Source organism: Methylocystis rosea (assembly GCF_003855495.1).
GTDB classification, from domain to species: Bacteria; Pseudomonadota; Alphaproteobacteria; order Rhizobiales; family Beijerinckiaceae; genus Methylocystis; species Methylocystis rosea_A.
Window position 1 is genome coordinate 540884 of sequence record NZ_CP034086.1, and the last position, 13219, is coordinate 554102.

The window sequence follows — 13219 nt, forward strand, 5'->3', positions numbered from 1 at the left end:
AAGGTGCGTATCGACGTGACCGAGACGAAGGCTCTTCCGCGAGCGGCGACCAGCGTCAAGCTGGCGGCCGCCAAGGCGTCGATCGCCGCCAGCGCTTTGCTCGCGGCGGCGAAACTCGCGGCCGGTCTGTGGTCTGGCTCGCTGGCGCTGCTGTCCGAGTCGGGGCACGCCTTCGTCGACACCGGCGCGACAGTGCTGACATTCTTCGCGGTGCGCGAAGCGGAGAAGCCGGCGGACGAGGAACATCATTATGGCCATGGCAAATATGAGGCGCTGGCCGCGCTGATCCAAACCGGCTTCCTCTTCGGCCTCGCCTTATTCATCGTCGGCGAAGCCTGGAGACGGCTGCAGGAGACGGATGTCGTGATCGACGCCGGCTGGCCGATCTATGGCGTTCTGGTCGTCTCGATCATCGTCGATTTCGTGCGCTCGCGGCAGTTGCGGCGGATCGCAAAGGAAGAGGGCAGCGACGCTCTGGCCGCTGACGCGCTGCATTTTTCGAGCGATCTGGTGTCATCGGCGCTGGTGCTGCTCGGTCTCGTTGCGGCGCATTACGGGTTCGAGCGCGGCGACGCGCTCGCCGCCTTGGGCGTCGCCCTCTTCATCGGCATCGCTGGCTTTCGGCTGGGCCGTCGCACGATCGACACCTTGCTCGACGCCGCGCCACGCGAAATGGCGCCGCATCTCGAGAGGGCGATCGCCGACGTGCCGGGCGTCATCGCGATCGAGTCGCTGCGGTTGCGCACGATTGGCCCTGACATCGTCGGCGAAGCGACGATTGGCGTTTCGCGCGGCTTGCGCGTCGAGCAGGCGGCGCGCATCAAATCGGCCGTCGCCGACGCGATCGCCACAGTCACGCCGCGCGCCCGGGTCACGCTGTCGATCGAGCCGCAGGCGCTTGACGACGAGACGATCGCGGAACGCATCCTGCTGGTTGGGGCGCGTCGCCACATTCACGCCCATCACGTCATCGCCCAGCAAATCGAGGGCAGGCTATCGATCGGCGTCGACGTCGAACTCGATGGCGCCATGCCGCTCGGCCGCGCGCATGCGATCGCCGCCGACTTCGAGAGCGCGCTACGCGACGAATTCGGCGCCGACGCCGAAGTCGACACCCATATCGAGCCGCTCGAGCTGCAATTGCTCGCGGCGCAGGTCGCCGATCCCGCAACTGCTGGGGCCATCGAGGCGGCGCTTACGCGCGTCGCCGCTCAGACGCGACCGCCGGCGCAAGTGCGGGACGTGCGAGTCCGCGAAACGGCCGGAGGAATCGTCGTCAACTTCCGCTGCCGTCTCGACGCGGCCGTGTCCGTGCAAAGCGCGCATGACGCGCTTGACGAGATCGAGCGTCGCACGCGCGAAGAATTTCCGGCGATTCTGCGCATTGTCGGCCGCGCCGAGCCGGGCGATCGCTCAGCCGCCGCATAGCCAAGGATGCCCGCTTCGTCTATGAGAGACGCCATGACACAGCAGTCGGACGCCGCCGCTGACATCGCATCATTGCCCTTCGAACAGGCGATGCAGGAGCTCGAGCGTATCGTCGGCGATCTTGAGAAGGGCGCCGTCTCGCTCGACGAGTCGGTGAAGCTCTATGCGCGCGGCAAGGCGCTGCAGGCGCGCTGCGAGGCTCTTCTGGCCGAGGCCGAAGCCCGTATCGAAAAGATCACCCTTGGCGAAAACGGCCAGCCGACAGGAGTCGCGCCCTTCGACGTCGAATAGACGTTAATCCAAGTGCTAATCCAAGTGCTAATCCAAGTGTTAATCCAAGTGTTCCTCCTCCGCCGCCTCTCGCGACAATCTGAGGACGCGGGCCATGAACGCGATCGCGATGAGCACGGCGATCGGCATCGCGAGAGCGGCGACGAGATCGGCGGAAACCTGCGGCGGCAAAGCGCCAGCGGCCTTGAGCCCCTTGGCGACAAAGCTGAAGAGTCCGGTGAGAAAATAGGCGAGTCCGGCGATCGTGATTCCCTGCACGATGCGGTTGAGCCGCATCTGCAACCGCGTGCGGCGGTTCATCTCTTCAAGCAGAGCGCCGTTCTGCCGCTCCATCTCCAGCGTGATGCCGGTGCGCATCAGATCGGTCGCGCGCTCGACCTGCGCCGAGAAGCGGGTTTGGCGCGCCTCGACGGCGTTGCAGGTTTCGATCGCCGGATCAAGGCGCGCATTGAGGAAATCTGAAATCGTCACATATTGTCCTTCGCGCCTCTCCTGCAGCTGGGAGAGGCGGTTCTTCACCAGCGCGCGATAGGCGCGGCTCGCGTCAAAACGGAAGGCCGTGCGCGTCGATAGCGCCTGACTGCTCGCGAGCAGGTCCGAGAGCCGCTTCAGCAAAAGGTAATTGACGCGGCTGTCATGCGCTTCGTTCAGCGCTTCGGTGATGCCCGAAAGCTCTCGCTCCATGTTGGCGAGCTGGGGCGACACTTGCCGCGCGAGCGGCAGCCCGAGCAGCGCCATCGTACGATAGGTTTCGATCTCGAGGACGCGCTGCGCGAGACGGCCGGCTTCGAAACGCGGCAGCGCCTTGCTGCGGATCAGCATGCGCGTAAAGCCGTAGGCGTCGACGGCGAAGTCGGTCAGAACCTGCGCGTCGCGATCTTCGACGCCGACGACGCACAGACTCTGCGAATTGAAATAGGATGCAAGCTCTTCGACCGATCGCGCGCCGTCGACGACGCAGAGCTGCGTCGCGACGATGAGCACTCCCGGCGGCTTAAAGGAGATTTCGCCCGCTTTGAACGGGTCGGCATGCGCGAAGGGGATATCGGCGCCGACGCCCGTCGACCAGCTGTAGGTGGTGAATTCGCTATGTTGCTCCCAGCGAAGCCGCCAGTCGCCGAAGATAAAGTAGTGGAATCGCGCGCCCGGATCCGGCGCCAGCACGCCATGCGCGAGCGCGAGCGCGCCGACCGCCTCACGATCGGCGGCCGCCGCTTCGTGGTCCGTGGCGAAGGCGTAGTGATAGATGCGCCGCGGCGCGTCGAGCGGCAGGAACGGCCGCGCGTGCAGCTCCGCGAGAACCGCCTCGCGAAATGGATGCTCGCGGAGAGTCATGGGTTCGTTTTCGCTGATTTCCATTGCGTCTCTTGGCTCGCATTGGCGGGCTGCGTCATTCACGCGACTGAATCCCATTCACCGGCCTGGGGCTCAGGTGATGACGCTCGGCGCAGCGCGCTGCGTAAAGCGTTCGATGGCGGCGAGTTCGCGCGATAGGCTCACGAGATCGGCGAGCGCCGCCTGAGTCTCCATATGCTGCCGCGCAGGATCGGGTTCGTAGCGCTCGATATAGACCCGCAGCGTCGCGCCGGCCGTGCCGGTGCCCGACAGCCGGTAAACGATCCGCGATCCGTCGGCGAAGATCACCCGCAGGCCCTGATGCTGCGAGTCCGAGCCGTCGACCGGATCGTGATAGGCGAAGTCGTCGGCCGTCGCGACTTCAAGGCCGCCGAAATATTGGCCCTTGAGAGTCGGCAGACGTTGGCGCAGCGCGTCGATCAGCGCATGGGCGCCGTCGCTCGCGACTTCCTCATAATCGTGACGCGAATAATAATTGCGTCCATAGGTCGTCCAATGTTGTCGGACGATGGCGTCGACGCTCTCCTTGCGCGCCGCGAGGATGTCGAGCCAGAACAGCACCGCCCATAGCCCATCCTTCTCGCGCACATGATCGGAGCCGGCGCCGGCGCTTTCCTCGCCGCAGATCGTCACGAGGCCGGCGTCGAGCAGATTGCCGAAATATTTCCACCCCGTTGGCGTCTCATACAGCGGGACGCCAAGCCTTTCCGCGACGCGGTCGGCGGCGGCGCTTGTCGGCATCGATCGCGCAATTCCTGTGACGCCTTTGCGATAGCCCGGCGCAATCGTGGCGTTGGCGGCGAGGATCGCGAGACTGTCCGAGGGCGTGACGAAACGGCCGCGGCCGATGATCAGATTGCGGTCGCCGTCGCCATCCGACGCGGCGCAAAGATCGGGCGAACGGTCGGACATGGCGAGATCATAAAGATGTCTCGCGTGGACGAGATTGGGATCGGGATGATGGCCGCCGAAATCGGGCAGGGGCGTCGCGTTGATGACGCTGCCCGGCCGCGCCCCGAGATCCTCTTCGAACAGCACGCGCGCGTAGGGGCCGGTGACGGCCGACATGGCGTCGAAGGTGAAGGTGAAGCCCGACCGAAAAGCGTCACGGATGCGATCGAAATCAAAGAGCGACTGCATCAGCGCTTTGTAATTCGCGACGCTGTCGACGACATCGACGCGCATGTCGCCGACGCGCGTTTCGCCGAGCCTGTCGATATCGACGTCTTCGGCTTCGACGATCCTGAACGACGTAATCTCGCGCGTGCGGGCGTAGATCGCGTCAGTCACCTTCTCGGGCGCCGGACCGCCATTCGCCACATTATATTTGACGCCGAAGTCGCCGTGCGGGCCGCCGGGATTGTGGCTGGCGGACAGCACGATTCCGCCGAAGGCCATAAGCGCGCGAATGAGCGCCGAGGCTGCGGGCGTCGATAATATGCCGCTTTGTCCGATGACGACGCGGCCGACGCCGTTGGCCGCGGCGATCTTCAGGATCTTTTGAATCGCCTCGCGGTTGTAATAGCGGCCGTCGCCGCCGACGACGAGCGTTGCGCCCTGATAGCCCTCCAGACTGTCGAATATCGATTGAATGAAGTTTTCAAGATAGTGGCGCTGCTTGAAGACGTCGACTTTCTTGCGCAGGCCGGATGTGCCCGGGCGTTGGTCGTCGAAGGGCGTCGTTGCGATGATGGTCGCCTGTGAATTCCCCATTTTGGAGCGGAGGCCTCGCGTGTTTGTCGGCGCCGCGGGGGCGCGGCGTCCGTTTCTACAATTCGTCTTTGGCAACGGCAAAAAGGCGGCGCGAGTCCCGCGCCGCCGTTCAGACTGCCTGGAGAATATGTTGAGCTTACCAGCCCCAGCCGCCGCCCCAGCCGCCGCCGCCCCAGCCACCACCCCAGCCGCCGCCCCAGCCGCCGCCGCCCCAGCCACCGCCCCAGCCGCCGCCCCAGCCGCCCCAGGGATCTCCCCATCCGCTGTAGGCGGCCGGGTAATAGCCATAGCCATAGGGGTAGCCATAGCCGCCATAACCGCTCGAAGCCGCGGCGAGGCCGGCGCCAAGCAGGCCGAGGCCCACGCCCGCGGCGATGGCGCCGCCGGGATTGTAATAGCCGCGCCGGTAGCCGTAGCGCCGGCCCCAGCCGCCGCGATAGCCCCAGCCGCGACGATACCAGACATTTTCGACCGGGCTCGAAGGTGCGACAATTGACCGATCGGGCGCGCTCATCGGCCCGGCGATCGCTTCTGGAACGGCGGTCGCCAATGTCGCGCTGCAGAGCGCGCCGGACAGCGCCAATTTCAGGCCTTTTCGCATCGTTCTTCCTCCTCCTGGCGCGGCGTCCGCCGCGCTGCACCGCAAACTCCCCTAGAGCTCACGCCGCACTAACAACTTACTTAGGCGGAAATTGATCCGCTGCGAGAGGCTGAAACGTGACTTTTTTTGGCGTTTACGTTAAGCGCCCAACGTCGCGGTCAGACGCCGACGCCTCGGCGCCGATATCGTGGATGAAATCCAAAAGCCTGCAACGAAAGAAATCGCGCACGCGAGCGGCGGTCGCCGGATGCTGCTCCAAAATTAAATGAAACAATGGCCGCAGAATCTTGAGCACCGTGGCCGGCTCCTGGGCGATCGCGCCGGCGGGGCGCGTCGATGGCGCGAGGAGGGCGGTTTCGCCGATCAGCGTCCAGGGCCGGACGATCTTCGACCGAGGACGTCCGTCGTTTGCGGCGGTCAGCGCGATCGATCCCAAGGTGAGCACATAGCCGCCGTCCGAGATTTCGCCGCGTCGGAACAGGACGTCGCCGGCTCGCAGCAGGCGCGTTTCTGCGGAAAGCGCGAGCATACGCAGGGCGTTCGGCTCGAAGATCGAAAAGAGAGGGATGCGCGCGAGATTGTCGATATCGTCGTCCAGCGTCATGTCATTTTTGTTCGGCGTCCCCCACGCTATCTCTATATGCGCCAGCGGCGCGGCGTAAGCGTGGCGTAAGCGTTAAGACGCGGGGTCTTTTTCGTTGGCGGCGAGCCGGTATCCGTCGCGTTCCGTTTTGAGCCAGCGCGGCTGTTCGGGCGATGGCTCGAGTTTCCGTCTCAGACGGTGAATGTGCGTCTCGAGCGTACGGGTCGACATATTCGGACCGTAGCCCCACACGTCGCGCAGCAGCGCCGCGCGCGACACCGTCGCGCCATGGGCGCGCGCCAGCCTCGCGAGAATCGCCGTCTCTTTTTCGGTCAGCTTCAAGCGCGCGCCAGAAGGCGCCCGCAGTTCGCCAGCCTCGAAACGATAGGGGCCGACAGCCGTCCACGCAGGTGCGGAATCGATGAGCGCCACCAATTCCGCAAAGCGGATGGGACGGGTAACGACGGCGTCGACCCCCAGCGGCGGCGATTTCGGCTCATCGGCGATGAGCACGACACGCGTCCTGCAGCCGCGCGCGCGCGCATCAGCAAGCGCTTTGGGATCGCAATGGGATTCGTCCATGATCGCCGCATCCGGCCAATCTTCCCCGGGCGGGCCGAGCTGGCCGTCGCGCAGCGCATAGCGGCCGAGCGCGGCGAATTGCTCGACGAGCATCGCCCGCAACGGGGCGTTGGCGGCGATGTTCAAAGTGCGCGAAAGGGACATCGGCTGGTGGCGCTCCTCGCGTCAAAAAGGATATTCCTGCTATAGCGCTCAGACGCGCCGGCGAGCGGCGCATATGAACACATCATGCATCGCCGAACGAACCGTGCGAAACCTGCCGGACTGGCCTTGCTGCGCGTCGCGCGGCGCATGGGCGGCCGTCCGCATGAGGGAAGGTTGATCGCCGGCTCGCTCGTTCTTCCTTGCGCGCTCGGCCGCAGCGGCGTTGTGCGCAACAAGCGCGAAGGCGACGGCGCGAGTCCGGCCGGCCGTTGGCCGCTCCTCTATTTTTACCTGCGCGCGCCCGCGCCCCTGCGCCTGCCATGGCGGCGCGCGCGGCCGCACGATCTCTGGTGCGACGATCCGCGCTCCTTTCTTTATAACAAACCGCTGCGGGCGCCGTCGCGCCTCGGCCATGAGGACATGTGGCGCAAGGACGCGCTCTATGACGCCGTCGGCGTGATGGGCTACAATCTTCGTCCTCGCGTGCGCGGTCGCGGCAGCGCAATTTTCTTCCATATCGCCACGGATGATCTTTCGCCCACAGCCGGCTGCGTCGCATTGCGCGCCCGCGACATGGCGCGGCTTCTGCCGCGGTTGGGACGCAAGGTCTCGCTGTTGATCGGATAGGCGCCCGCTGACCGCCCGCCATCATCCGCGCGAGTCTAAGAGGGGCCGCCGTCTCACGCGGGATAGTGGCGCTCGCCCATGATCGCCGACCCGACGCGGACATAAGTTGCCCCTAACTGGATCGCGAGTTCGAAATCCGAACTCATGCCCATCGAGAGTTCGGCGATGCCATTGCGCGCGGCGATGTCGGCGAGCAGCGCGAAATGCGGAGACGCCTGTTCCCCCAGGGGCGGCACGCACATCAGCCCTTCGATGTTCAATCCATAAGCGTCGCGACAGGCGGCCACAAAATTGTCGGCGCTTTCGGGAAGAACGCCGGCCTTTTGCGGCTCGGCGCCGGTGTTGACCTGCACGAACAGCCGCGGGCGCTTGCCGGTCCTGGCGATTTCCTCGGACAGCGCCCTGGCGATCTTTTCGCGGTCGACGCTCTCTATGACATCGAAGAGTTCGACCGCCTCGCGCGTCTTATTCGACTGCAGCGGGCCGATGAGATGCAATTCGATGTCCGGATATTTTTCGCGCAATTGGGGCCACTTGCCCATAGCCTCCTGCACGCGGTTTTCCCCGAAAATGCGATGGCCCGCTTCCAGCAGCGGCGCCACGTCCTCGGCCGGAAAGGTCTTGGTGACGCAGACGAGGCGAACGGCGCCAGGATCGCGGCCACAGTCCACTGCAGCGCGGCGAATCGCTTCGCAAGTCGATTCAAGGCGATCGGCGGCTCCCATGGCGCGAAAATCGCGATTTCGGCGGCCGGGTCAAGCGCCGAATGTTTTACGCCTTCGCAGCGCGGAACTTCGTGCAGTCCGGCGCGTTAAGCTTCCGGCGGGCGGAAGGGCGGGATCGTCGCACACGTTCATTATTGAGAAACGCGTCCCGCCTACCAAGGATTGTTCCCACCGAATTGGAGGCCGATAATGGTCAATGACAGCCTGACTTACGACGGGCGCACGATGCATCTGCATCATCTGCGCCGCAAATGGGGATGGATCGTCGCGCTTGGCGCGCTCATGCTCATCGGCGGATTGTTCGCACTCTACGACGTCACGACCGCCACGCTCGTGACCGTGTTCTATGTCGGCGCGGCGATGCTCGTCGCCGGCGCGATGGAGATTGTCACGGCCGTTCAGATCCGACCCTGGACCAGGGCGCTGCTCTGGGGCGCGATCGGGGTCATCACGATCGTCGCGGGCTTTCTGGTCTTCCGCGATCCTTTGCTCGCGGCGGTGTCGTTGACGGCGATCATCGGCGTCGCGCTGATCGCCGCCGGCCTGTTCAAGCTGATCCTCGCCTGGCACATTCGCGACGTCGGCCCCTGGGGCCTCGTGGCGTTTTCTGGAGTGATCAGCATCGTGCTGGGCGGCATGGTCCTGGCCCAGTGGCCGATGTCGGGCCTCTACATCCTTGGCCTCTTCCTCGCGATCAATCTGATCTTCGAGGGCGTCAGCTGGATCACCGTCGGGCTTTCGGCGAAGGCCTGAGCGCCTGAGAGAGCAAAAAGGGGCCGGCGGCCCGGCCCCTTGAGCCAAGTAGCCGACGTCGGCCCTTTGAGTCCTCCGACCTTTCGCAAACCAAGGAGATTAGATGGCCGGCTTGATCATGAGCCCTTGGCCGGTGGGCAGCGACAAAATGGGAACGTCGCGACGCTTGGCGAAGCCGTCCATGCCCAGCTTCTGGGAGCGGTAGCCGCTATAGGCGTAGTCGTCCAACAGGATCAGCCCGCCTGGGGTCAGCCGGTCCCACAAGGCCTCGGCCGCCGCCACCTCGGGCGGGGAGCAGTTGAGGTCGATGTGCAGGAAGGCGATGCGCTTGGCGCCAATTTGCGGCAGCGTGTCAGGGATAGAGCCGACGATGATCTCGATGTTCTTCCACTCCGAAAAGTTCTTGCGGACCTCCTCGGGTTCGAAAGTGTAGAAACCTCTTTCGATCTCTGCCTTGTTGCGCTCCAGAACGCCCGCGGCCTTCTCCTCCTCCGAGACATACCGTTCGTCTAATCCGGAAAATGTATCGAGAAGATAGAATCGACGATCAAGGGCGTTCCAATCGAGGAGCGTCATGATCGCCGAGGAAAGAAAACCTCGGTTGACGCCGCACTCGACGAAATCACCGGGAAGCTTTGCTGCGGTGGCGGCTGCCCAGAGCCCCACATGGACGCGCCAGTGCCAGTTGTAATCGCAGCCTGCCGCTTTCACGCCGCGCGCATAGGCGCGAACGAAGTCGGGATCCTCCATAAATTCATGATTATGGATGCTGTGCAATCCATCTTGATGATAAACGCTCATATCAGTCCATTGAGATTTGAATCGCGCGAAAGGCGATAGCGGCAGGATATTTGACTGCATGCATCGCTATTTCGCGAAATCCTGCTTCAAAAAGAAAACGCCACGCGTCAGCGCCGAATTCGGTTCGGACAAGGAGGTCTTCCGTGCTGGTCGCGGGATCGCCGTGATAGCTCTTGGGCAAGCCGTCTCGAGTGCGGGTGAGACGTCCAACAACGATAGGAACCGTGAAGCAGAGGCTTCCTCCGGGAGCTAAAACGCGCCGGCATTCCTGCAGTGCGCGAACCGGATGCGGCACGTGCTCAAGCGTGTCAGAATGTATCACGAGGTCGAAAACGCCATCTGCGAAGGGCATCGCTAACATGTCGACCTTCGGATAATCGGCGCGCACATATTCGGGTAGCGCGGCTAGGGCGGGGGAGATCGCGGGCGCGCCATTGAGGTCGAGAATGCGCAGACGCGCCGCTTCTGGCGTTTCGCCGAATGCGCGGATGGTCTTATCGAAGCCCGTCGCGCAGCGAACGGCGTCGCCGAGCGCCACGATCCGCAAATTAGCCCCGCAGCCATCGCACGCGCATCCCTGCTGCTCGTCGATATAGGCCGCTTCGGTTTCAGAGAGCTGCCATTCGGCGATCAGCGCAGGCCACAGAACCTTGTGGGATGTGAAGCTGCCGCCGCCGCAAATGGAGCAGGTCGCGCTCGTGTGAATCATGCGCCAAAGTAGGCCGGCGCGCGACAGCGCATCAACTCGAATGCGGGACGGTCCGGTCACGAGCGCCCTTTGACATCCCTCCGACCGACCGGCATTAGAGGCGCAATCCCGCAAGCCTTTGACCGGACTCGCCAGCAAAATGAGACCCGAACGCTATAATTTTGCCGAGGCGGAGCCCCGCTGGCAAAAGATTTGGGAAGAAAAACAGTCTTTTAAGGCAGGCGACAGCGCCGGCGCGCCCAAATATTACGTGCTCGAGATGTTTCCCTATCCTTCGGGCCGGCTGCACATGGGGCATGTGCGCAATTACTCGATGGGCGACGTCATCGCGCGCTTCATGCGCGCCAGGGGCTTCGACGTCCTGCATCCGATGGGGTGGGACGCCTTCGGCCTTCCCGCCGAAAACGCCGCGGCGCAGACCGGCGCGCATCCTGCCCAATGGACCTACGCGAATATCGCCGCGATGCGCGCGCAGCTCAAAACGCTGGGGCTGTCGCTCGACTGGTCGCGTGAGATCGCGACTTGCGATCCCGAATATTACGGGCGCCAGCAGAAGCTTTTCCTCGATTTCCTGAAAGCCGGCATCGTCGACCGTAAGAAGTCCAAGGTGAACTGGGACCCCGTTGACATGACCGTGCTCGCCAATGAGCAGGTCATCGACGGCCGCGGCTGGCGCTCAGGCGCGCTCGTCGAGCAGCGCGAGCTGACGCAGTGGTTCTTCAAGATCACCGACTATTCCGAAGAGCTGCTCGCTGCGCTCGACGATCTCGAGCGCTGGCCCGACAAGGTGCGGCTGATGCAGCGCAACTGGATCGGGCGCTCGGAAGGCATGCTCGTGCGCTTCGCGCTGGCTGAGCCGCTTGGCGAAGCGCGCGAGATCGAGGTCTTTACCACCCGCGCCGACACGCTGTTTGGCGCGAAATTCGTCGCGCTCGCCGCGGACCACCCGCTGGCGAAGGCCGCCGCCGAGAAGGACCCGGCGCTTGCCGCCTTCGCCGAGGAGTGCCGGCGCGGCGCGACGTCCGCTGAAGCGATCGAGACCGCGGAAAAGATGGGCTACGACACGGGGCTGCGCGTCGTTCATCCCTTCGATCCGAGCTGGACGCTGCCGGTCTATGTCGCGAACTTCATTCTGATGGACTACGGCACGGGCGCGATCTTCGGCTGCCCGGCGCATGACCAGCGCGACTTGGATTTCGCGACGAAATATCGGCTCGGCTTCAAGGTCGTGGTCTGCCCGGAAAGCGGCGATCCCCAAGAGCTCGAAACGCAGATTGCGACAAGCGGCGAAGCCTTCGAGGCCGAGGGCAGGCTGGTCAATTCCGGTTTTCTCGACGGCCTCGCCGTGCCGCAGGCCAAGGACGAGGTCGCGAACCGTCTGACGACGACGGCGCTTTTTGGCCATCCCCAGGGCGAGCGGAAAGTCAATTTCAAGCTGCGCGACTGGGGGATTTCGCGCCAGCGCTACTGGGGTTGCCCAATCCCGATCATCCATTGCGAGACCTGCGGGCCGGTGCCGGTTCCCGAAGCCGATCTGCCGGTGCGGCTGCCCGAAGACGTCTCCTTCGATCAGCCCGGCAATCCGCTCGATCGCCACGCAAGCTGGAAGAATGTCCCCTGTCCCTCTTGCGGCGCGCCGGCGCGGCGCGAGACCGACACGATGGACACTTTCGTCGACTCGTCCTGGTATTACGCCCGCTTCGCCGATCCGCATAATGAGACGGCGCCGGCGAGCGCCGAGGCGCTCGCGCGCTGGCTGCCGGTCGATCAATATATCGGCGGCATCGAACACGCGATTCTGCATCTTCTCTATTCGCGCTTCTTCGCGCGCGCCATGCGCGACAGCGGCCACGCCGCGGTGGCGGAGCCCTTCGCCGGACTCTTCACCCAGGGCATGGTCGTGCATGAAACCTATAAGAGGCAGACTGGGGAATGGGTGTCTCCCTCCGACGTTCGACTTGAATTCGTGCCGGCGTCGAGTGTTCCGAGTGCGGGCACAGCCATTCAAACGGCAACCAGCTCTACCCCCAATGAGCCGCCGCCAGAGGGCGGTCTGAAGATTTCGACTGCCAATATTCGCGTTGCAAATCTTGTAAGCACCGGTGAGCGGCTCGAAATTGGTGCGATCGAGAAAATGTCGAAGTCGAAGAAGAACACGGTCGATCCCGACGATATCGTGGCGAGCTATGGCGCCGATACGGCGCGCCTCTTCGTCCTGTCCGACAGCCCGCCCGATCGCGACGTCATCTGGTCGGACGAGGGCGCGCAGGGCGCATGGCGCTTTGTGCAGCGCCTGTGGCGCTTGACCGGTGAACTGGGACGGGTGGCCGCGCCCGTCGGGGCTGAGCCGCCGGCGGCGTTTCACGATCTCGCGCTCGCCGTGCGCAAGGCGACGCATCGTTCGATCGCCCAGGCGAGCGAAAATATCGAGCGGTTGCGCTTCAACAGCGCCATCGCCCGCATCCGCGAATTCGCCAATGAGCTGACCAGCGCGCTCGACGCCGTGACCGAAACGCCGGTTCCGGCCGATCTTGCCTTCGCCTTCCGCGAGGCGGCGGACGCGCTCGTTCGGCTTGTCGCGCCGATGACGCCGCATGTCGCCGAGGAGTGCTGGGCCGATTTGGGCCACAAAGGTCTGGTTGCTGAAGCGCCTTGGCCGGCGGCCGATCCTACCCTGTTGGCCCAGGAGATGATAAGCCTGCCGGTGCAGGTCAACGGCAAAAAGCGCGCCGAAATTCTTGTCGCCCATGACGCCGACGAGGAAACGATTCGCAAAGAGGCTTTGGCGCAAGATGGCGTTCAGCGCGCCATGGAAGGCAAGCCGCTGAGGAAGTTCATTCTCGTTCCGAAAAGGATCGTCAATGTGGTGGTTTGAAACCGCATGTCGCGCGTCCCAGGCTTTCCGC

General features: G+C 64.1%; 13 protein-coding genes. 5 read left to right on the forward strand and 8 right to left on the reverse strand.

Going from position 1 to position 13219, the window contains the following annotated elements:
• Positions 1-15: 15 nt before the first annotated feature.
• Both EHO51_RS02480 and EHO51_RS02485 read left to right on the forward strand, forming a co-directional pair.
• A complete protein-coding gene (locus EHO51_RS02480; RefSeq protein ID WP_124737560.1) occupies positions 16-1428 on the forward strand; it encodes a cation diffusion facilitator family transporter in 1413 nt (470 codons plus the stop codon).
• 33 nt (positions 1429-1461) lie between these two features.
• A complete protein-coding gene (locus tag EHO51_RS02485) occupies positions 1462-1719 on the forward strand; it encodes an exodeoxyribonuclease VII small subunit (protein WP_124737561.1) in 258 nt (85 codons plus the stop codon).
• Between the two features lie 39 nt (positions 1720-1758).
• Here the strand turns inward: EHO51_RS02485 and EHO51_RS02490 are convergent, their stop codons facing one another.
• The 5 genes from EHO51_RS02490 to EHO51_RS02510 all read right to left on the reverse strand — a co-directional run bounded on the left by EHO51_RS02490 (position 1759) and on the right by EHO51_RS02510 (position 6698).
• Positions 1759-3078, reverse strand: coding sequence for a DUF3422 family protein (locus EHO51_RS02490; protein ID WP_124737562.1), 1320 nt, complete (start codon positions 3076-3078; stop codon positions 1759-1761).
• Between the two features lie 69 nt (positions 3079-3147).
• A complete protein-coding gene (locus tag EHO51_RS02495; RefSeq protein WP_124737563.1) occupies positions 3148-4788 on the reverse strand; it encodes an alpha-D-glucose phosphate-specific phosphoglucomutase in 1641 nt (546 codons plus the stop codon).
• A 136-nt stretch (positions 4789-4924) separates the two neighbouring features.
• Positions 4925-5389: a hypothetical protein gene (locus EHO51_RS20435; RefSeq protein WP_164479331.1), complete on the reverse strand. Its 465-nt coding sequence runs from the start codon at positions 5387-5389 to the stop codon at positions 4925-4927.
• A 133-nt stretch (positions 5390-5522) separates the two neighbouring features.
• Positions 5523-5993, reverse strand: a complete 471-nt coding sequence (locus EHO51_RS02505; RefSeq protein ID WP_124737564.1) for a cyclic nucleotide-binding domain-containing protein — start codon at positions 5991-5993, stop codon at positions 5523-5525.
• A gap of 72 nt (positions 5994-6065) precedes the next feature.
• Positions 6066-6698, reverse strand: a complete 633-nt coding sequence (locus tag EHO51_RS02510; RefSeq protein WP_124737565.1) for a winged helix-turn-helix domain-containing protein — start codon at positions 6696-6698, stop codon at positions 6066-6068.
• Between the two features lie 84 nt (positions 6699-6782).
• Between EHO51_RS02510 and EHO51_RS02515 the strand changes: the two genes are divergently transcribed.
• The gene (locus EHO51_RS02515; protein ID WP_124737566.1) at positions 6783-7325 is read left to right on the forward strand and encodes a L,D-transpeptidase family protein; all 543 of its coding nucleotides are present in this window, start codon (positions 6783-6785) and stop codon (positions 7323-7325) included.
• Positions 7326-7378: 53 nt separating this feature from the next.
• Here EHO51_RS02515 and EHO51_RS02520 read toward each other — a convergent pair whose 3' ends face one another.
• Complete coding sequence (locus EHO51_RS02520; RefSeq protein WP_124737567.1) at positions 7379-8050, reverse strand: YggS family pyridoxal phosphate-dependent enzyme; 672 nt, start codon at positions 8048-8050, stop codon at positions 7379-7381.
• 189 nt (positions 8051-8239) lie between these two features.
• On the opposite strand from EHO51_RS02520, the gene EHO51_RS02525 reads away from it, so the two are divergent.
• Positions 8240-8803: an HdeD family acid-resistance protein gene (locus EHO51_RS02525; RefSeq protein ID WP_124737568.1), complete on the forward strand. Its 564-nt coding sequence runs from the start codon at positions 8240-8242 to the stop codon at positions 8801-8803.
• 99 nt (positions 8804-8902) lie between these two features.
• On the opposite strand, the gene EHO51_RS02530 is transcribed toward EHO51_RS02525, so the two are convergent.
• Together EHO51_RS02530 and EHO51_RS02535 are read right to left on the reverse strand one after the other, a co-directional pair.
• On the reverse strand, positions 8903-9514 hold the full coding sequence (locus tag EHO51_RS02530; RefSeq protein ID WP_205788992.1) for a TylF/MycF/NovP-related O-methyltransferase: 612 nt from the start codon (positions 9512-9514) through the stop codon (positions 8903-8905).
• A 91-nt stretch (positions 9515-9605) separates the two neighbouring features.
• Positions 9606-10373, reverse strand: coding sequence for a class I SAM-dependent methyltransferase (locus EHO51_RS02535; RefSeq protein ID WP_245434714.1), 768 nt, complete (start codon positions 10371-10373; stop codon positions 9606-9608).
• 79 nt (positions 10374-10452) lie between these two features.
• Here EHO51_RS02535 and leuS point away from each other — a divergent pair, with 79 nt between their 5' ends.
• Positions 10453-13188: a leucine--tRNA ligase gene (leuS, locus tag EHO51_RS02540; RefSeq protein ID WP_124737570.1), complete on the forward strand. Its 2736-nt coding sequence runs from the start codon at positions 10453-10455 to the stop codon at positions 13186-13188.
• Positions 13189-13219: the final 31 nt, after the last annotated feature.